Source organism: Bifidobacterium colobi (genome assembly GCF_018555455.1).
Taxonomy (GTDB): Bacteria; Actinomycetota; Actinomycetes; order Actinomycetales; family Bifidobacteriaceae; genus Bifidobacterium; species Bifidobacterium colobi.
This window is the reverse complement of record NZ_JAFEJU010000004.1, coordinates 150,170-169,116: the sequence shown is the minus strand read 5'-3', so window position 1 is coordinate 169,116 and position 18,947 is coordinate 150,170. Positions and strand designations below refer to the sequence as shown.

Genomic DNA, 18,947 nt, shown 5'->3' with positions numbered 1-18,947 from the left:
TTACTTCTCGTGCTTCTCCTGATAGTCGAAGTACTGGAAGTCGGCGTATGACTTGTGGGCGTCGGTATCCTGGGCGCAGATACCAACCATGCCGCCGGTGAATGCGCAGCGGAACGGGTTGCTGTGCTTTTCGAGGTAGTCGTCGCTGATGTGGTCGGCCGGCTGATCGCTTCCGACGGCCTTCCACTCAGGGTTGTCGCCGTACATGTTCTCGCCCTGTGTCACAAAGAAGTTGGCCTTATCGTGGCGCACTTCGACCTTCAGACGCACCAGGCCGTCCTCCAGCGGCACCAAGTCGGAACCCTGGGTGAGGTTGCCGTGATCGTTCCGCAGCACCTGAACCACGCGGCGGTCCGTGCCTTCGGTATCGAAGGACACGTAGGCGTAGATCCAGTTGTCGGTGTCATAGAACAGTACCAGGCCGGCCTGCTGTTGATAGTTCTTCGGGTCGAAGTCGAGCACGGTCTCCGCATCGAAGTCATAGGACTGCCAACGGCGGGCGAACAAAGACTGCTTGAACAGGGAGCACAGCGTCTGGCCACCCTGCAAACGCAGCCAACCCGGTCGTGCGGTGAGCGAATAATTCTCTTCGGCCACGAGCGCGGTACGCAGCGTCTTGAAGCTCGACGGAATGGACGGATCGGTCACCGAGGTGAGCGGCGCGTTCTTCTGCACATCCCAGTTCGCCTCGAACTCGATGCGCTCGGAATGGTCGGTCTTCTGCACCACGCCCTGAGAGCCCTTCGGCGCCGGCACCTCGAGCATCGGGCTGATGGAGTCGTTGATCATGCGCGGCCAGCCGTCTTCAGTCCAGTAAATCTTCTGGATGCCGGTTTCACGGCCGAGGGTGCAGTTGCCGCGTTCGGTGAGCGGGCGGGCGCAAATCTGGGTGATGTACCATTCGTCGCCAATCTGCAGGAAGCAGCAGTGGCCGGACTTCTGCAATGGGTTGGTCGGCTCGTCGCGAGTCGTCATAATCGGCGTGTATGGCGAATCTTCGAACGGGCCTTCGAGGCTGCGGGCGCGGGCCACGGTGGCGGCGTGCATATAGCCGGTACCGCCGGCAGCGCACAGCAGGTAGTACCAACCGTCCTTCTTCAGGATCTGCGGGGCTTCGCACACGCCGAGCTTGGTGCCCTTGTAGAAGTGCTTACGCTCGCCGATGAGTTCCATCGTGTCTGGATCGAATTCCTGAATCACGGTGCCGGAAAACAGCTGATGGCCCGGGCGCGGATCGTAGAGCATGTTGAGGAACCACTTGCGGCCGTCGTCGTCATGGTAGATGGACGGGTCGAAGCCGGAGGCGGTCAGGAAGTGTGGTTCGCTCCACGGACCGGTGATGGTCGGGGCGGTAATCACGTAGTTGAGCGTGTTCATGATCGGCCCGAAGGTCTTCACATCCGTGTAGACGAGCCAGAACTTGCCGTCCGAGTAGCTCAGGTGCGGTGCCCACAGAGAACCGGAGTTGTAGTTGCCAAGCAGGTTCACCTGGGATTCGCGGTTGACAGGGGCGGCGACCCACTCCCAGTTCACCAAATCCTTGGAATGGTAGATGTCGATGCCCGGCCACCATTCGAAGGTGGAGGTGGCAATGTAGTAATCGTCTCCAACACGCAGTGCGCTGGAATCCGGATGGAAGCCCCTGAGAATCGGGTTGGTGATCATCGTGGTCATTGGTAGTGTTCCTTTCCTTAATCTGATTATGTCGTTTATGCCTTGACGGCGGCGAAGAGTGCGGCTTGAGCAGGGTTTAATTCCGGCGGGCGAATGCCATAGGTGGTGAGAGCCCGGCCAGGCAGCACGATACCCTGTTCATTCCACCAGCCAAGTGGCGAGAATCCAACATTGGCGCCGGAGGCGTCAAGGTCGAGGTTGATGGCCAACGGATATACGCGGTAGTTGGCATCCGGGTCGAGTCCGGGCAGATGCACCGGAGCGGTCGGGTAAGTGCTGGACGTGGTGAGCATCGTGTAGCGATAGATGGCTGCGGACTTGTCTGGCTTGACCATGCCATCCACGCGCACCGCGGGATCGCATTGGTCGGCGTGCACGCAGGTATCCTGAGCGAACCATTCGCGATGCTGCTTGTATTCTGTGACCCACTGCCCCAGCTTGGCCAATGCCTCGTCAGGTTCCTTGAGCAGGTTCCATTCGATGCCCATGTGGCCGAAGAAGGCCATCGCCATGCGCATCTCCTGACTGGTGGCGCGATGAGTGGCATATGCGGGACTGTGGCCAATATGTTCGCCCATCATGCACGGCGGCACAACCAATGACGTGTAGCGCTGGGTGTCCTCGCGCTCCACCGGATCCACGCAATCGGATGTCCAGACTCGGCTGGCATAGCGCAGAATACCCAGATCCATACGTCCACCGCCGGAAGAGCAGCTTTCCATTTCGAGGTCAGGGTGGGCAGCTTTAAGATCACGCCAGATGCGGTAGACGGCAAGGGTCTGGCTATGCACCGCAGGGCGGCCGGTGTATGGGGAAACGCCCTCAGTGACCTGCTTGTTGTGATCCCACTTGATGTAGTCGATGCCAAGCTCATCGACCAGACCATTAATGGAATTGTAGATGTACTGGTAGGCGTCCGGATTACTCAGGTCGAGCACCTGCTGATGGCGACCTTCCATCGGCATACGGTTCTTGGTGGGCTTCAACACCCAATCCGGATGGGCACGATACGTGTTGGAGTTTGGGTTGATCATCTCTGGTTCGAACCACAGGCCGAATTCCATGCCCTTGGCATGCACATAGTCGGCCAATGCCTTCAGGGACTTGGGACCGTCCGGCCAGATGTCCTGGGCGATTTGCCAATCGCCGAGGCCGGAGGTGTCATCACGACGGGAGCCGAACCAACCATCATCCACCACATAGCGTTCCACGCCCGAGGCTGCTGCCTTGTCCGCCAGAGCCTTCAACGTATCGAAATTGTGGTCGAAGAACACGGCCTCCCACGTGTTCAGCATTACCGGGCGCGGCTTTGCAATCAGTTCCGGGTGCAGGGAGCGCACATAGGAGTGGAAGCGTTTGCCGATTTCATTCAGTCCATCGCCATATGCGCCGAACACTGAAGGAGTAGCATATTCGCCACCCTTGGTCAGAGCGATTTCGCCGGCCAGCAGCACTTCACCGCCACCGATCAGGGTCTGCGTGTACGGGGTGCGTTCCGCAGTCAATGTGGAATTGCCACTCCATGCCACATGCGCGGCATATACATCACCATGCTCGAATCCAAATCCTGGTTCGCCAGCTGCAAGCAGCAGCGAAGCATCAAAGTCCGGGCGACCGATCACGGAGTTCTTTTCGATACGTTCCACGCCGAGCAGATGCCGCTGCGGCTGGCGTTCACGCAGGTGATGTCCGGTGGTGGTGAGCACTTCGTTGGCATTTGCCGGCAGAGCGAAGCCAAGCTCCACTTTGTTTACTTCCAGCTCGCCGTCGGTGAGATTACGCACGGTGGCATGCTGACGAATGAGTCCGCCCGGCAGCAGTTCCGCGGTCCAGACGAGACCGACGCCCTGCTCATCATCCGCCGCATCCACAGTCACGGTCGGCACATCGGCACCGGGGATGCCATCATCATGCTTGCCGATGGTCACATTGCTGACTGTGAATTTGCAGAACAGTTCCACACCATCGCGGGCCACATTGAAGCGTGACGTGCCCATCCAACCTTCAGCTTGGGTAGGCAGCACTGACGGCCACGGCGTGTAGTCGAGCACACCTGAAACGCGCTGCGGGCGGACAGCATCGTAGAGCGCCAAGGCAGCCTGGGGATCTGCAAGCGGCCTCCCCCAATGCACAAGTCGAGGCAGTTGGTCACCGGTGAATGCCAGCGCGAACGCGATGTTCGCCTCTGGCTGCTCGGCGTACACCACACTGATGGCAGTACCGTCTGAGCCGGTTCCCTCATATTGATTGATGATGGACATGATGTCGTTCTCCTTTGAAAACTACCGATTACTCATGTGTACTGATTACTTACGCAACAACGATGTCCGGCTTCGTGACGAATCGGGTACCGTCGAATTGCGTCGCCGGGCGTTCATCGGCATGGATGGCATGCAGACGAACGCCTTGAGCATCGAGACCATCTACATTGCGAATATCCATGAACGTGGTACGGGACCAGTCCGGCCAGTAGTTTTCGCTGGACTTAACGTCCGGCTCGACCATCTTGTCCACAAGACGTGGGTAATCGGATGGAATATCGGACTTCTTCACGCCACCGATGTAGGTGTAGCGGATGTCGCGCAGCGTCACGTCCTTAATCGGGTGGCCTTCCGCTGCGTCGAAGCGGAATCCTGCGAACTTGGGCTGGCCTTGAATATCGTTGCCGAAGCCGTGGTGCACGTTGGCCATCTCCTCGCTATCGGTGATGGTGAGATTGGAGAAGGACAGACGCTCCAATGTACCGATCTCGGGCATGTGGTCGAGTTCCACAGAGCTGCCCCATCCGTCCGGCTCGTAGCGGTTGTTGAGAATCACGAACAGCGGGCGGGTCACGTCACGCATCGTGCAGTTGGAGACGGTGATGTCGGAGATGGAGCCGCCCTCGGTGCATTCGATTTTAATGCCTTCGCGCCAGATGCGGTTGAACGTGCAGTTGGAGATGGTCACGTCATGGATGTCGCCGATGGACTTCAGGCCGATGCGGATGCCGCCGCAAATGCTGGACAGCTCGCAGTTGGTGATGTGGTAGTCGTGGACCGGGTAGTCCTTGGAGCTGGACTGCAGGCAGATGTTGTCATCGGTGCCCTGGATGTGGCAGTCGGAAATATAGACGTGCGACGTGCCATCGAAATCAAGGCCGTCGCCGTTGGGCTTACCGGAATTGTGGATGTCGATGCCGTGGGCCCAGAAGTATTCGCTGTCGAGCAATGCGCAGGTCCAGGATGAGGAGTCGACCATCTTGATGCCTTCAAGACGCACATGGTTGCAGCGCAGCATGCGGAACATCATCGGGCGGTAGATGGAACCCTCATTCGGGAAGGCCTTGTTACTGCCGTTGATCTCACCATGGCCGATGACGGCGAAGTCATGGGCATCCTCAGCATAGATAAAGCAACGGTCCAGGTTGGTCTCGTTGCGGTAACGCTGGTGGTGCACATGTTCGGCCGAATAATCTTCGATATTCGGACTCGCCAGCAGAATAGCGGTGACGTCGATGTTGAGCGTGACGTTCGACTTCATCCAAAGGGTGCCGGACATATAGGTGCCGCCTGCGAGCGTCACCATGCCGCCGCCATTGGCCGCACAATCATCGATTGCAGCCTGAATGGCTTTGGCATTGTTGGTGACGCCATCAGCTACCGCTCCATAATCACGTACATCATGCGTAGTCATGATTACTGTTTCCATCCTCTGTATTCAGGTCTTTGCTTCGACCGCTTTGTCTCAGAGTCAATACCCAACCTGTAAGTCGGATACTGCAACACTGACTGTTTTGCTGAATTCAATGTAACATGTTTCCGTCATTTTGTGAAACCAGTTACATGCGACACGCCGTAAATTTGGTTTATCGGTAATTGCGATTTTCCATTTTTTGATAATCGCGAAAACCCTTTATTTTCAACACTTTACGACTAATGAAATCGTTTTCTTAACCAGAGGTAAGAAGTACGTGACACGCCGTGAACGCTCACACTTTTGCATTACCTGAGTTTGCCGTTACAGAAAATGATGTTACGATGTAACTAATTACAAAACCAAGCACGGCAGCTTGCCCAGGCATCGCGGCCATGCGTTTTTTCCTGAGGAGGGAGAAACAACACAATGAGTAATGCAGAATCCACCAAGACTATGGAGCCGAAGGACTCGGGCAAATACCCATGGCGCCCGGTTATCGGCCAGTTCTTCTGCACCATCGCCTTCTACGGCCCGTTCTTCGGCATCAGCGGCATCCTGCTGCCGGCCAAGATCGGCTTCATTGATCCGGTCAACAAGGTGAACCTGACCGCTACCGCGACCACGGTGACCCTGATTATCTCCGTGTTCGCCGGTATCATCTTCGGCGCACTGTCCGATATGACCCGTTCCCGCTTCGGCGCCCGTACCCCGTGGCTGATTGGCACTTCTGTCGTCGCCACTGTCTGCCTCATCATCTTCGCTGTCAACGACAACACCGCCATCGCCATGGCCGCTTGGTTCGTGTACACCGCCTGCTACAGCGCTATGATGTCCGCCGGTATGGCTTGGATGCATGACCTTATTCCTGAGAAGTACCGCGGTTCCGCTTCTTCTTCCTTCGGTATTGCTACTCAGATTGGCCTGAATGGCTTCCAGTCCCTGTGCTCCCTGTTCGTCGCCTCCGTCGGCGCCGTGTCCAACGGCGTGTTCGTCACCTTGGTGATCGCCGATATCGCCATGATCATCGCTGTGATCGTCACCGCTGAGCCGTCCAACAAAGACATTCCGCCGGTCAAGCTGGATCTCTCCGCTTTCAAGCAGTTCCTGCCCCCGACCCACGCTGGCCGTGACTACTGGTTCGCCTGCATCTCCCGTCTGCTCTACATGCTGCCTGGCGGTATTGGCACCTACCGTCTGTACACCCTGACCGACTGGATGCACACCTCTGCTGCATCCGCAGCTACCTGGATGGCTTTGATGTCCATGCTGAGCCTCATCTTCGCCATCATTATGTCCGCTCTCTCCGGCCCTGTTTCCATGCTGTTCAAGGGCGGCATGAAGATTCCGGCTGCCGTGGGCATGTTCCTTGTCGGTGTCCCGTGCTGGCTGCCGCTCATCGTTCCGACCCCGCTTATGTACACCATCTACGTGGCTCTCTCCGGCATCGGCGGCGGTCTGTTCATCGCCATCGACCAGTCCCTGATGACCTCCGTGCTGCCGAACCCGGATCAGGCCGCCAAGGATCTGTCCTTCATCAACGCCATGGGCACCGTCGGCCAGATGCTGGCTCCGTTGCTGGGCGCCTGGGTCTTCCACCAGTTCGGTTACGCCGGCCTGTTCCCGATGGGCTTCATCGTGCTGACCCTCGGCGCACTGTCCATCCTCGGTATGAAGAACGTGAAGTGATTCTCGTCAGCTTCTGACTACTCCTGCTCAAGGGGCGTGGCTCGTCATGGCCACGCCCTTTTTCTGTACTCCGCCCCCTACTTCGCCAAACGCTTGCGCACCTCATCTGGGTCGACGTTCAATTCGGGCCAGTGTTGGTCCATGCGTCGCATTGCATCGCGTAATAATTCGCTGACTACTGCACGGGAATACCAACGATTGTCGGCAGGGACCAAGTACCACGGGGCAGCCGCAGTGCTCGTGAGCTCGAATACCTCCTGCCATGCGGCCATATAGTCATCCCATCGATCACGAGCATCCAAGTCGGAGATATCGAACTTCCAGTATTTCGTGGGGTCCTCGAGCCGCCCCAAAAAATGCCTGCGCTGCTCCTCCCTGCTGGATACCAGGAAGATTTTGATGATCACGCAACCGTCGGCAACCAGCTGCGACTCAAACTCATTGATGCGTTCGTAGCGCGGCCGCCATACCGATTCCGGATAAGTGCCGTATACATGCGGCATGACCACATCCTCGTAATGCGAGCGGTCAAAGATGGAAATCCAACCAGGTTGCGGCAATTCCCTATCCACCCGCCACAGGAAATCATGGCGCAGCTCATCCTCGGTGGGCTTGCCGAATCCTTTGTAGTGCATACCCATCGGATTGCCCTGGCTGAACACATGGCGCACGATGCCGCCTTTGCCGGAGGCATCCATGCCCTGCAGCACAATGAGCAGCCTACGCTTGGACCCTCGCACGCCATTGGCATACATCAGCATCTGGCACCGGGCCAAATCGTCGGCGGACACCTCAATGAAGCGCTCACCATCGGCCTTGGTCCCCTCGAATCCCGGCGTGGAACCAGGATCCACATCCGTAAGATTCATGCTCTCCGTAAACACAAGCCGTTGCGCGGGAGGCAGCGACCATACGCTGCTCAGCAGATCGCTCGCACGCTCAGCCATATCACGTCGTTCGACCTCAGCTTTCGCTTCACCGAGTGCCGATAGACAGTCGGCTGCACGATCAAGCGTCCTATTGATTCGTTTCGACTGTTCACGCTGATGTTTGGCTGTATCCTTATGCTTGGTGCTTTTGCCAATCATGTCGCGTTCCTTGCTCATCAGTACACCCCCATTGGCCGCATCAGCGAAACCACAAAAACCACATTGTTTCCATCAAATACATTCATCGTACACCGCATTTATAGTTTGCATGCCAACTAAAAATGCTATTATAGGAAATCGAATGAATTCATACATTTCTGTAGATCTCTCTCATATCGAAGGAAGCCGTATATCATGCTGGATGACGAATTGCATTTCCTGCTGTTGCGCGCGTTCAACCATTCCAACCGGAGAATCGATGAGGCAATCCGACGCATAGGGCTCCTACCGGGTCAGCCAAAAATCATCGAATGTCTGGCCGAGCAGGATGGCCGCACCGCCAAGGAAATTTGCGCTGAATGCATTCTTGACAAATCCACGATGACCGGACTCCTGAACCGCATGGAACTGCGCGGACTTGTGCGGCGTGAAATCCATGAAACCGACAAACGGTCATACCGGGTCTTCCTCACCGAATCAGGGCATGACTATGCCTCGCGTATTGCTGCAATCATGCAACAGGCCGATGAAACAGCCATGCAAGGCATGAGCGAAACCGAACGGGAAACTCTACGCGAGGGGCTACGTCATGTCATCGCCAACATAGAGCAAGAGGGGAAGGAATAAATCATGCCATATTTCGTCAAGCGTTCTGTTTCCATGCTTGTGGGACTTGCCATCGAATCGTTCGGCATCGCATTGATTACCAAAAGCAATCTGGGCACCTCCCCGATCTCCAGCATCGCATGGGTGGTGACGCTCAGATTCCCATGGATCAGTTTCGGCGTCACTACGTTTGCGATGAACGCGATATTCGTGTTGATTGAGGTTTTGTTGCTGCGCCGTGACTTTCACGCCGTGCAGTATCTGCAATTGGCGGTTACCTTCTGGTTCGCCGCCACGCTCGACGTGAGCATGTTGTTGCTGTGCTGGTTCTCCCCTGATTCCTGGTGGCTTCGCGGCATTGGCCTGCTGCTGGGTACCATACTGTTGGCATTCGGCATTTGCATGGAAGTGGCCCCAAAACTCATCATGGTGCCCGGCGAAGGCATCGTGCGCGCGTTTTCGATGGTGACCAAAGTGCGCTTCGGCACAGTCAAGGTCTGCTTCGACATTTCGCTGATCGTCATCGCCAGCGTGCTCTCATTCATCTTCTTCGGCAGACTTAACGGACTTGGCATCGGCACGATCATCGCCGCGGCCATCACCGGGCTGATTGTGAACTTCTTCAACCGCCATGTTCGTTTCGTCTCCCCCGTCGAGCCGGAAACGGACTCTAAGAAGATATAGCATCACCATGATGCGCCACCGTCATCGGAGCAGATAGTTCCTCTAGTACCGGAGCATCGCTTTCCCTAATCGTCAATGTGGAACATCGCCACCGCATATATCGGCAAATATGTTACGTCCCCATATACTTCCACATTGGTTTCAGCTAGAACGAATGCTTGGCTGATGCCATTACCAGGGTCGTTCAAGGCACGAGTCAACGAAGCATGTGTTCGGTACGAAGAACCTGATTTCACCTCAAAAACCAGTACATCCCCATTGGCCCGCTCGGTAACGAAATCAAGTTCCCCTAACCGCTTGTTTGCGCAATAATAGGTAGCGAAGCCATGTGAATTCAGTTCCTGAGCCACAGCATTCTCATATACTCCTCCGATATTCATACTGGTTCCTCCATCGAGCAGGTCAATAGAAGCACGCTTAATGAATGTACTAGTCAGCAAACCTACGTCTGAGTAGAAAAGCTTGAAACGGTTGTCGTTTTTCGAGATGAGTAGCGGATGCTTCGGTTCCGTCGCGTTATATGTGGCGATAGCCACATCAGCATTAATTAGCCACAAAAACTCATCGGTCACCTGATTGAACCGCTTAACGTTTTCTATGGAACTGAACTTGAATCTCTTGCTCGTTCCCGTCAACTCGCTGGGAACCAAATCATAAATGTTCTGGATAACCAAACGATGAGTTTTTGGAGCGTATTGAGCGATATCACGCTTATACACACGAATGATTTCTGATTGCACAACTCGCACCTGATCAATCGTTCCGCTCTTGAGAAAAGCATTAACCGCATCAGGCATTCCCCCTACAAGAAGATATCGGTGGAACAGCTTCATTAATTGTTCATGGATGAAGTCAACAACTGGAACATGTGCCAGGCATGATTCACGCGCTTTTTCCCATGCTTTCTGCGGTAGCCCGTTCGCCCAGCAGAATTCCTCGAAATCAAGGGGGAACATCTCCACCTGGGTCAGATAACCCCCTGGGAGGGTATCGACCCCTTCCAGTTTCACACCGAGCAGGGAACCAGAAAGAATGAAATCATAGTCACCTTTATCCACAAGCTGCTTGATGTGCCTCATTACACTTAGGCATTCTTGAATCTCGTCAAAGAATATGGCAGTTTCGCGCGGAACAAGCCGGGTACTTGCGGCGACGGAGATTCTCAACATCAAATCATCGGCATCTTCGGCAGCGGCGAATGACCGACGGGCCGCAGCATCATCAGCAAGGTTAATCTCAACGACATTGGAATAGTTCGCCTTCATGAATTCACGGATAAGAAACGTCTTTCCAACCTGTCGGGCGCCGGTTACCAGCAACGCCTGCTTTGACTTGTGCTGCTTCCAGAACTCGAACCGACTGTATGCCTTACGCTGCAGTGCCACCATCACTATGCCTTTCTCACAGCTTCCATGAATCAACTATAGCGGAAATAACAGTTTTCTGAATTTCTGATTTGCTGAATTAACAGTTTTCCCCTATTTCAAATAGCGACATTTAGCATTTTTCTTAATTTTATCTTCATTATTTCGACATTTTCACGAATTTGACCTTCGTCTCACCGCAGTTGCCCAATAGCGCTTCGACAACAGCCGCAGTGAATCAAAACGCTTAACAGTAACCCTCACGATTACGATGGGAATCATGACAAACACAGAACAACAAACCGAATTGACTCCTACCGAACTGCCAGCACGACTGAACGAGGGAACACAGGCACCAGACTTCACTTTGCCGGCCGTCAACCCGGACGGCAGTGAATCAACGATTACTCTTTCCTCGCTTACCGCACAAGGCAAGAGCGTAATTCTCTACTTCTATCCAGCGGCTATGACACCCGGTTGCACCACGGAAGCCTGCGATTTTCGCGACAATATGGCGCGGCTTGGCACGCTTGGATACACCGTTCTGGGCGTCTCCAAGGATTCAATGGCCAAGCTGCAGAAGTTCCGCGAGCGCGATCATCTCTCGTTCCCGCTGCTTTCCGACCCAGACCTGACCGTACATAAGCTCTACGCCGCCTACGGCGAGAAGAAACTGTACGGTAAGACGCATGTGGGCGTATTGCGCTCCACCTTTGCCGTCGGCTCCAATGGAACCATTGAACTGGCCCGCTACAATGTGCGCGCCAAAAGGCATGTGGAATCACTGCTCAAGAAGCTGAGCTAACGAGCCGCTTCCGAGGAACGCAGGCACGGGCGCCCCTGCACGATTTCGACTTGTGCGGGAGGCGATTCCATTCCGTCTCGCTTCGCTTGGATCTGGTCGAAGAGCATACGGAACGCACGCTGACCCATCTCATGAAAGTTCTGGGTGTAGCTGGTCAGCGGCGGCTCCCACATGGCATCGAACGCCATATCGTCGAAGCCAATCACACTCACCTCCTGAGGAATTCTGCGCCCTACTTCACGCAAGCCTTTCATTACCGCAATAGCCAGTTCATCGGTGGCGGCGAAAACCGCTGTAACATCCTTGTGGCGTCCCAGTTTTCGGCCTGCCGCCACTGCCTTTTGCAAATCACCGACAGGCACCACCATTGGCTCAGGCACATCGAGCCCACGCTCTTCAAGCGCATCCCGCCAACCGTTGGTACGGGAATTGTCGCCCGATTCCTGATCCCACTGCACATGGAATACCGTCTTGTGCCCTAAATCCAGCAGTCGCATGGTCATCCAGCGGCCACCATCACGTTCGGCGTTAATGACCTGGTAATCGCCATCGCCAAACCCGCCGCCGACCACCACGGTTGGCACCCCTTGCGGAATTACCTTCAATGCCTCCACGCCAGCCCAGCCATACTCGTAGACGAGCACTCCGGCGGGCCGCACCGCCAAACCCATCCGTACACGAGCTTCGACGGAAGCAATATCCGACTCATCAAGCGAGACGATATTGAGCAGAAAGCCGCGCTTGCGAGCTGCCGCCTCGACACCATGATTCGTGGCGGAAGTAGAGAACTCGTCCGGTTTGGAGGCAAAGACCACAACAGCATCCATCTCTCGGTTAGACAGTGCACGAGCTGCCATGCTGGGTGCGTAGCCTAATTCCTTGATGGCTTGGGCTATTCGCTTGCGCTTATCCTCGGCGATGTTCGCGGTGCCGTTCAAATATCGGGATACCGTGGGAGCCGAAACGCCGGCAAGTTTGGCCACATCCTTGATGACCGGGCGTGAATGCCCTGTGCTCCTCGCCATGTCCCCACCCCTTCGAAGTCAACCGTTTAGGTTCTGTATTGTTCAGCAATACACTGCCAGTCTTAAGCATAGGAAAACGCCGGCACAATCAGGAATGGGCGAAGCCAGCCTCAGCGAAATCGCGCATGAGCTCTTCCCCGCGCCCATCGATGGTGATTGCGCAAAGCCGAAAGCCCCTCGAACATATCGAACCGGTTCGATTCAAGCGGGAGTAAGAATGGCGGAAAATGGCGCGAAACGCCGATGACCATCGGGTAACTTGCCAAGCATCGTATTCCACGGTATTCTGAAACCGGTTTCAAACGAAGCCGACAAACAATCAAAGCCAACCGGCTTTGACTAACGAAAGGAAACAATCATGTCTCTCAAGGATTCTATGCTGCGCGGTCTCGCTCTCTACGGCGCCAACTCTGTGGCTCAGCCGGGCATGAAGAACGGCCAGGTCGTCGCTGACATCGTCAACGATTCCGAGAAGATCGCTCGCTGAATCACCGGCGCTCAGACGCTCATGGAGAATCGCATATAGCGGCGTTTCTCACCGGACCGAACAGGTCACACAACTGAAGATTCGATAATTCAACAGTCAGTATCAAGCTGGCATAACTGAATAATCGGACAACGGCGTCCGCTTCATTTTTTTCGCGCGTATGTGCACTACTACAGCCTTATCAGTCAGCTCGACTGACAGCTCCCCTCACAGCCTCACAGAGGGGAGCTTGGTTGCAAGTCACTCGTACACACGGTCCAGCAGTTCATCGACTTGTTGGAAATGCTCTACCGTGGGCCGGAATACCGGTCGTCCAGCAGCTACCACTAACGCCGGGCGCTCCAGCGCATGCAAATCCTCCAACGGATTTGAGTTGAGCACTAGCAGATCAGCCGCCTTACCGGCATCCAGAGAACCGGTCACATCATCCACGCCAAGCACTTGAGCATTCACCTGCGTGGCGGCATGAATCGCCTGAGCCGGCGTAAAACCAGCGAAGCGAGTCAACAGCACCAGTTCGCGCCATGTGGCATACTGCGGCACAAACGTCATACCCGTATCCGTGCCGACCCCCACCATGAGGCCTGCCTCATGCGCCTGACGAGCACCGGTCACCATGCCCTCGACCACGGTCTTGGAATTCTCCAATTGGATATCCGTGATACCGGTCACCTTCTGATCGATCATCGTCAGCGGCAATCCCGCAGACAACGTCGGCACCAGAGCGGAATAACCACGCAATGCATTCGGATTATGGCGGAACAACGCAATCAGCTCATCATCCAGCACGCTGCCATGCTCAATCGTGTCCACGCCGGCTTCAAGCGCACGACGCACTCCCTCGGCGCTTTGCGCATGCGCGCCTACGATAATGCCATGCGTATGAGCCACTTCACAGATGGCGCGCATCTGCTCCACACTCATCTGCGGGCTGCCGGCCTCACCGATCTTCTGTGCATCAGTCACTCCCCCGGTAGCCGCAATCTTGATGGCATTGACACCATGCTCAATATTGCGTAGCACATTCTCGCGGGCTTCCTCGGGCGTGGAACTCGTCAACGCGATCAGTGGTGCTCCGTGTCCTTCCGGAATCGCCAGCAATGGGCCGGATGCCAGAATTCTCGGCCCGGCGACCTCTCCGGCGACGATACGATCGCGCAGATCCACCACCTCATAACCCGCATCGCCAAGCGTACGAATAGTGGTCACGCCGGATTGCAGCAATGTCTGTGCATTGGCTTTCACCGTTGTCGCCATATATGGCTTGCCCAGCGCTGAATGCACCAACTTGGACACCACGCGCTGACCTTGCGGTGTGGCGAGTTTGGGATTCAGAGGCTTGCCCTGAGCGAACAAATGCGTATGCGCGTTAATCAGACCAGGCATCACGGTTTTACCAGTGCCGTCCAAGTAGTGATATTCCTCGGGAATACTTGTTTCGATGCTGGGTGCCACCTGTTCGATACGACCGGCCGCGTTCACCAGAATGGTCATGTTATTGCGCACGGTTCCTGAAGCGTCCCCTGAGACAACCCTTACATGGGCGAGCGCGAACGGTTCGATAACAGTCTGGTAGCGACTCATGGCATATGCTCCTTCATTGGAAAACCGATACGGATGAACCTCAGTATCCATGCCTAACCTACAAGAATACTCTCGAAGAACTGCGTGCATGCAATACGCGACATACGGAATCTGATTCCACCGACCCTGCACGTAGGCTACGACGATGTCGAGGCAGCCAGGTTCCTCAGCGCCATCCGCTTCCCATCTGATTCGTCTCATTGCGTCGACGAAGCCCATCGTTCTGCGGCTTCGTCGACGATGATCATGGTACTGTAATTCGTGAATTCGTCACTAGGTACGCGCACGGACGAACCATGCGCGTACATAGTGACGAATATGGCACCTCAATCATCCTTAAGTACGCGCAGCCTTCGTCATTGCGCGAACATACAGTCATTCCGAAGCCTCTTATTACCCCCGTAAGGCTTATAGTCCCCGGCCATTCGTGCCGCCCGAGTCCAGACGAGTAAACCGCGCTATAAGCGTTGCGGGAACAAGCTTGGCCAGCAAACGGTACGCCTTGTAGAACAACACCGGCGTGTATTCGCCGCAGCCACGCTCAGCGAGACTCAACGACCGTTCGACCGTCCTGGCAAGGTCCAAGTACGGCAGCATGCCGATTTTGCCGCCACCCGAACCGCGCACGTTCATCTCGGTGTCCATGTTGCCAGGACTGAGCAGCATGATGTTCACGCCGTGGCGGCGTTCCTCCTCGCAAATCGCGAATACGAGCGAACGCATATATGCTTTACTGGCCCCATAGACCGCCTGCCACGGCATTGGCGCGAATTCACATCCGAGACCGGATGATGCGCCAGTGATGATGGCGATTCCCATTGTGTTGTCCTTCCTGTATTTCCGTGTATCCCCCATCGGCACCGTTTCGACGTGTACAGGTGGTTTGCCTGGTCGATCGTTGATGTCCTCAAATCACTGATGCCCTTTGCGGCGGCGCGGGGTGAGCGCTGCGGGACCATGCTGTCTAATGGCGAACAGCAACGCGCGCATACCGCCGATGCGCGAATCTGGGCGGCGGCCGCGCGCAATGCGGTTCATCTGCAGTTCGAACCAGCTGATGACAAGGATGCCGCCGAACGCCTTGTCGAGCGACTTGATGCCGATCGAAATCCTTGGCAGGTCCACGTTTCCGCGCCAGCCGTCGCGAATGACGCGGTTCGGCAGGTCGGGTACGAGAGCAAGCGGACGGGCGATGCCGATCATCTGCGTAATGCCCTCGCTGAGTGCCTGATCCATATCGTCGGCGTTGCGGAATCCACCAGTCAGCGCGACCGGCACAGTCAATTCGCCTTTGATGCGGCGTGCAAAGTCGGTGAAGTAGACACCGCGACGGAGATCTTCGGCCGCACCGTCATTGGTCTGGATAACCGGCTTGGAGTACGTGCCACCGGAAATATCGATGAGGTCGACGCCGCGGGCTTCGAGCCGCTTCATCACCCAGATGGATTCCTCTTTACTGAACCCTCCCGGCGCGCCGTTCTGTTCATTGATCTTGATGGCAATCGGCACATCGGACGAGTTGAGCTTTACCGCAATCGGGAATTTCGGACCGACCGCCTCACGCACCGCATCGAATACGTCAAACAGGAAGCGCGCACGATTTTCGAGGCTGCCACCGTATTCGTCGGTGCGGCGATTGTCAAGCGGCGAGAGGAACTGGTTGATGAGGTAGCCGTGCGCCGCATGGATCTCAACGCCGGTGAATCCGGCCTTCTTGGCGATGCGGGCGGCGTTGGCGAAGCGGCGGATGATGTCGTGAATCTGTTCGCGCGTCAGTTCGGTTGGCTCGGCAAAGAACCGACCGTATTCACCGTCGACTGCGCCGCCGCTGGGCGCGAATGGATGCGGATTGATGGTAATCGGCGACTGGCGACCTGGGTGATTGATTTGCATCCAGCAGTGCGCGCCGTTTTCGGTGCCGGCCTCCGCCCAACGTCGCAGCATCGCGAGGTCGCGTTCGTCCTCCACCGCAACATTGCCGGGCTCTCCCAGCTGAGTATGGTCGACCATCACATTGCCGGTGACGAGCACACCAGCGCCACCCTGCGCCCACGTGCGATACAGGCGTGCGTGCGCTTCGGTCGGTGCACAGTCACGGCCGGCGAGCGCCTCGTTCATTGCGGACTTGTAGAACCGGTTCTTGATGGTCGCTCCGCAAGGCAAGGTCAAGGGCTCGGCGATCACCATTGGCACACTATCGTTAGTCATGATTCTCATCTTTCCATGCGTCCATATTTTTACAGTTGTCTAAAATAACATAGATTTAGACGATTGTAAAAATATGGACGATAGGCTATGCTGAAGTCCAAGCAATACGCCCCAGACAAGCGCAAAACTGCTTTGGCAGGTTGCGCAGACACGGAACACAAAGGGAAATGAAGAAAGACATCAATGCAAAACTCACACGTGGCACACAACGTACATTGGATGCTTTCTTCGACGCGATGACCGCACTACTTGCCGCGAAATCGTTCACTGACATCAGCATCAACGAACTCTGCGAACACGCCGGTTATCCACGTGCCACGTTCTATAACTACTTCGAAGACCGCGACGACCTGCTGAACTACTGCTGGACTGCGCTGTCCCAACAGACGGGCTCCGCTGACCTTACCGCGGTTGAATCCTCCCGCCGCGTGGATGTGGCGCTGGATTCCATGGCTGACTTGCTAGAAGCCCACGCCGATCTGCTTCGATCAATCCTGGAATACAACCCACCTCAGGGCCCATTGTTCTCCAGTCTGCATATGTTCATCGAGCAGCGTGCACGGGAACTGATGCTCACCTGCATTGATCGCAATCGTCTTGACTTGCCGGTCGAGCTGATTGCCGACCACTACGCAAACACGGTGATGCTCGTGCTCGACTGGTCGTACTTACGCGGCCATATGCTCACCCGAAAGCAATTGCATGCCTACGCACACGCTTTGCTGCGCGGCGTGGAATTCACGGAATCACTCTGATTGGAGTGAACAGATCAGGTCTATGCAGCTTCAGATGCCAGCGAGATCGAAGAATTGTTCGATGACGGCGTCGTTCAGCAGACGACCCTTGCGGGTAGGGACGACCCGGCTGTGGCCGTCGTCATCAGAGACGATGGTGATAAGCCCTTCCTCGACCATCGGCTGCAGCTGAGCCACATCGATGGGCTTTAATCTCGTTCCATCACCGGCCTCGGTGGGCTGCTCCCCCATCGCGGCAATCGCATTGTTGATGCGCTTCAGATCGAAGCCCTCGCGGATACGCAGCCCAAGCATGATGAGCTCCTCGAGGTTTTCAGTCGGCGTGATTTCCTCACTGCCGCCCCAGGGGATGCGGTTCTCGTTGATGGCGGTGCCCCATAGACGCGGATGCGCGATATCCCACGCGCGCAGAGCATCGAACGACGGTCGGGCATTGTAGTGGCTGTGCGCGCCCGGACCAAGCCCCACCCAGTCGACATTGCGCCAATAACCGAGATTGTGCTGGCTTTCATATCCGGGTTTTGCCCAATTAGAGACCTCGTACCATTGCAGTCCAGACGCGGTAAACAACTCGTCAGCAATCTCGTATTTGGCCGCTTCATCGTCGTCATTCGGCTTGGGCAGGGTACCGGACGCGATTTGCCGCCCCATTTTGGTGGTCGGTTCCACGGTCAGCGCATATGCGGAAATGTGGTTAACGCCCAAATCGATGGCAGTCTTGACCGAGGTGCGCCAATCATCCAAGCTCTCCCCTGGCGCTCCATAAATCAAATCGACGCTCGAGCGCAGTCCGGCCTTGTTCGCCGCCTCGACACCGGCGGCTACATTGGCCGGCGTGTGGGTGCGATCAAGGGTCTTGAGCACATGCGGCACGGCGGACTGCATGCCGAAAGAAACGCGGGTGAAGCCACCCTCGGCAAGACGGTTGATGTAGTACTCGTTGACCGTGTCCGGATTGGCTTCGGTGGTGATTTCAGCGTTCGACGCGATGCCCCAAGTCTCACGAATGGCATTCAGCGTGGACACCAAATCATCGGCGGACAGAATCGTGGGCGTGCCACCGCCGAAGAACACCGTGGACGCTGGCGGCTCTTTGATGCCGTGGTTAAGTTGCCATTGCTTGGTCAGTTTCATCTCGCGAATGACCATATTGGCATAATTGCCGCGTGAGGCACCAGCACCGAGATCGACCGCCGTGTACGTGTTGAAATCACAGTATCCGCAGCGACGAAGGCAGAACGGGACATGGATGTAGATTTCGTAGGTCATGGGTATGACTCCCTCTCATGAGGGAGATAGCGCG

16 protein-coding genes are annotated in these 18,947 nt (G+C 56.0%); 6 read left to right on the top strand and 10 right to left on the bottom strand.

All coding sequences use genetic code 11. The features are described 5' to 3' along the window. The 3 genes from JS530_RS07060 to JS530_RS07050 are packed head-to-tail and all read right to left on the bottom strand — an operon-like array spanning position 1 to position 5,349. Positions 1-1,674 carry a glycoside hydrolase family 43 protein gene (locus JS530_RS07060; RefSeq protein WP_214376484.1) on the bottom strand — a complete coding sequence of 558 codons (1,674 nt, stop codon included), beginning with the start codon at positions 1,672-1,674 and terminating at the stop codon, positions 1-3. Positions 1,675-1,709: 35 nt separating this feature from the next. Next, positions 1,710-3,935 carry an alpha-galactosidase gene (locus JS530_RS07055; RefSeq protein WP_214376483.1) on the bottom strand — a complete coding sequence of 742 codons (2,226 nt, stop codon included), beginning with the start codon at positions 3,933-3,935 and terminating at the stop codon, positions 1,710-1,712. 49 nt (positions 3,936-3,984) lie between these two features. Then, on the bottom strand, positions 3,985-5,349 hold the full coding sequence (locus JS530_RS07050) for a glycoside hydrolase family 28 protein (RefSeq protein WP_214376482.1): 1,365 nt from the start codon (positions 5,347-5,349) through the stop codon (positions 3,985-3,987). A gap of 429 nt (positions 5,350-5,778) precedes the next feature. On the opposite strand from JS530_RS07050, the gene JS530_RS07045 reads away from it, so the two are divergent. Then, positions 5,779-7,038 (top strand): MFS transporter, encoded by a 1,260-nt coding sequence (locus tag JS530_RS07045; RefSeq protein WP_214376481.1) that lies wholly within the window; start codon positions 5,779-5,781, stop codon positions 7,036-7,038. Positions 7,039-7,115: 77 nt separating this feature from the next. Here JS530_RS07045 and JS530_RS07040 read toward each other — a convergent pair whose 3' ends face one another. After that, entirely contained in the window at positions 7,116-8,144 is a 1,029-nt protein-coding gene (locus JS530_RS07040; protein WP_214376480.1) for a PPK2 family polyphosphate kinase, read from the bottom strand. Positions 8,145-8,321: 177 nt separating this feature from the next. Here JS530_RS07040 and JS530_RS07035 point away from each other — a divergent pair, with 177 nt between their 5' ends. Together JS530_RS07035 and JS530_RS07030 are read left to right on the top strand one after the other, a co-directional pair. Then, positions 8,322-8,753 (top strand): MarR family winged helix-turn-helix transcriptional regulator, encoded by a 432-nt coding sequence (locus JS530_RS07035; protein WP_214376479.1) that lies wholly within the window; start codon positions 8,322-8,324, stop codon positions 8,751-8,753. 3 nt (positions 8,754-8,756) lie between these two features. Beyond that, positions 8,757-9,416: a YczE/YyaS/YitT family protein gene (locus JS530_RS07030; protein ID WP_214376478.1), complete on the top strand. Its 660-nt coding sequence runs from the start codon at positions 8,757-8,759 to the stop codon at positions 9,414-9,416. Positions 9,417-9,481: 65 nt separating this feature from the next. On the opposite strand, the gene JS530_RS07025 is transcribed toward JS530_RS07030, so the two are convergent. Beyond that, positions 9,482-10,804 (bottom strand): ATP-binding protein, encoded by a 1,323-nt coding sequence (locus tag JS530_RS07025; protein ID WP_214376477.1) that lies wholly within the window; start codon positions 10,802-10,804, stop codon positions 9,482-9,484. A gap of 247 nt (positions 10,805-11,051) precedes the next feature. Here JS530_RS07025 and JS530_RS07020 point away from each other — a divergent pair, with 247 nt between their 5' ends. Beyond that, on the top strand, positions 11,052-11,585 hold the full coding sequence (locus JS530_RS07020; RefSeq protein ID WP_214376476.1) for a peroxiredoxin: 534 nt from the start codon (positions 11,052-11,054) through the stop codon (positions 11,583-11,585). Here JS530_RS07020 and JS530_RS07015 read toward each other — a convergent pair. Then, complete coding sequence (locus JS530_RS07015) at positions 11,582-12,610, bottom strand: LacI family DNA-binding transcriptional regulator (protein WP_214376475.1); 1,029 nt, start codon at positions 12,608-12,610, stop codon at positions 11,582-11,584. The two genes, JS530_RS07020 and JS530_RS07015, sit on opposite strands and share 4 nt — an antisense overlap. A gap of 358 nt (positions 12,611-12,968) precedes the next feature. Between JS530_RS07015 and JS530_RS10945 the strand changes: the two genes are divergently transcribed. After that, positions 12,969-13,097: a hypothetical protein gene (locus JS530_RS10945; protein WP_264371451.1), complete on the top strand. Its 129-nt coding sequence runs from the start codon at positions 12,969-12,971 to the stop codon at positions 13,095-13,097. Between the two features lie 240 nt (positions 13,098-13,337). Here JS530_RS10945 and JS530_RS07010 read toward each other — a convergent pair whose 3' ends face one another. From JS530_RS07010 to JS530_RS07000, 3 genes are all read right to left on the bottom strand, one after another. Further along, a complete protein-coding gene (locus JS530_RS07010) occupies positions 13,338-14,681 on the bottom strand; it encodes a metal-dependent hydrolase family protein (RefSeq protein WP_214376474.1) in 1,344 nt (447 codons plus the stop codon). A 408-nt stretch (positions 14,682-15,089) separates the two neighbouring features. Further along, complete coding sequence (locus tag JS530_RS07005; protein WP_214376473.1) at positions 15,090-15,500, bottom strand: SDR family NAD(P)-dependent oxidoreductase; 411 nt, start codon at positions 15,498-15,500, stop codon at positions 15,090-15,092. A 93-nt stretch (positions 15,501-15,593) separates the two neighbouring features. After that, positions 15,594-16,889: an NADH:flavin oxidoreductase/NADH oxidase family protein gene (locus JS530_RS07000; protein WP_214376472.1), complete on the bottom strand. Its 1,296-nt coding sequence runs from the start codon at positions 16,887-16,889 to the stop codon at positions 15,594-15,596. A gap of 167 nt (positions 16,890-17,056) precedes the next feature. Between JS530_RS07000 and JS530_RS06995 the strand changes: the two genes are divergently transcribed. Further along, positions 17,057-17,644 (top strand): TetR/AcrR family transcriptional regulator, encoded by a 588-nt coding sequence (locus tag JS530_RS06995; RefSeq protein WP_214376471.1) that lies wholly within the window; start codon positions 17,057-17,059, stop codon positions 17,642-17,644. A 30-nt stretch (positions 17,645-17,674) separates the two neighbouring features. Here the strand turns inward: JS530_RS06995 and hemW are convergent, their stop codons facing one another. Beyond that, positions 17,675-18,913 (bottom strand): radical SAM family heme chaperone HemW, encoded by a 1,239-nt coding sequence (gene hemW / locus JS530_RS06990; RefSeq protein WP_214376470.1) that lies wholly within the window; start codon positions 18,911-18,913, stop codon positions 17,675-17,677. Positions 18,914-18,947: the final 34 nt, after the last annotated feature.

Coding starts and splice junctions, on each gene's coding strand:
- JS530_RS07060 (WP_214376484.1), bottom strand. CDS start 1,674: ATGACCACGATGATCACCAACCCGATTCTCAGGGGCTTCCATCCGGAT.
- JS530_RS07055 (WP_214376483.1), bottom strand. CDS start 3,935: ATGTCCATCATCAATCAATATGAGGGAACCGGCTCAGACGGTACTGCC.
- JS530_RS07050 (WP_214376482.1), bottom strand. CDS start 5,349: ATGACTACGCATGATGTACGTGATTATGGAGCGGTAGCTGATGGCGTC.
- JS530_RS07045 (WP_214376481.1), top strand. CDS start 5,779: ATGAGTAATGCAGAATCCACCAAGACTATGGAGCCGAAGGACTCGGGC.
- JS530_RS07040 (WP_214376480.1), bottom strand. CDS start 8,144: ATGAGCAAGGAACGCGACATGATTGGCAAAAGCACCAAGCATAAGGAT.
- JS530_RS07035 (WP_214376479.1), top strand. CDS start 8,322: ATGCTGGATGACGAATTGCATTTCCTGCTGTTGCGCGCGTTCAACCAT.
- JS530_RS07030 (WP_214376478.1), top strand. CDS start 8,757: ATGCCATATTTCGTCAAGCGTTCTGTTTCCATGCTTGTGGGACTTGCC.
- JS530_RS07025 (WP_214376477.1), bottom strand. CDS start 10,804: ATGGTGGCACTGCAGCGTAAGGCATACAGTCGGTTCGAGTTCTGGAAG.
- JS530_RS07020 (WP_214376476.1), top strand. CDS start 11,052: ATGGGAATCATGACAAACACAGAACAACAAACCGAATTGACTCCTACC.
- JS530_RS07015 (WP_214376475.1), bottom strand. CDS start 12,610: ATGGCGAGGAGCACAGGGCATTCACGCCCGGTCATCAAGGATGTGGCC.
- JS530_RS10945 (WP_264371451.1), top strand. CDS start 12,969: ATGTCTCTCAAGGATTCTATGCTGCGCGGTCTCGCTCTCTACGGCGCC.
- JS530_RS07010 (WP_214376474.1), bottom strand. CDS start 14,681: ATGAGTCGCTACCAGACTGTTATCGAACCGTTCGCGCTCGCCCATGTA.
- JS530_RS07005 (WP_214376473.1), bottom strand. CDS start 15,500: ATGGGAATCGCCATCATCACTGGCGCATCATCCGGTCTCGGATGTGAA.
- JS530_RS07000 (WP_214376472.1), bottom strand. CDS start 16,889: ATGACTAACGATAGTGTGCCAATGGTGATCGCCGAGCCCTTGACCTTG.
- JS530_RS06995 (WP_214376471.1), top strand. CDS start 17,057: ATGAAGAAAGACATCAATGCAAAACTCACACGTGGCACACAACGTACA.
- hemW (WP_214376470.1), bottom strand. CDS start 18,913: ATGACCTACGAAATCTACATCCATGTCCCGTTCTGCCTTCGTCGCTGC.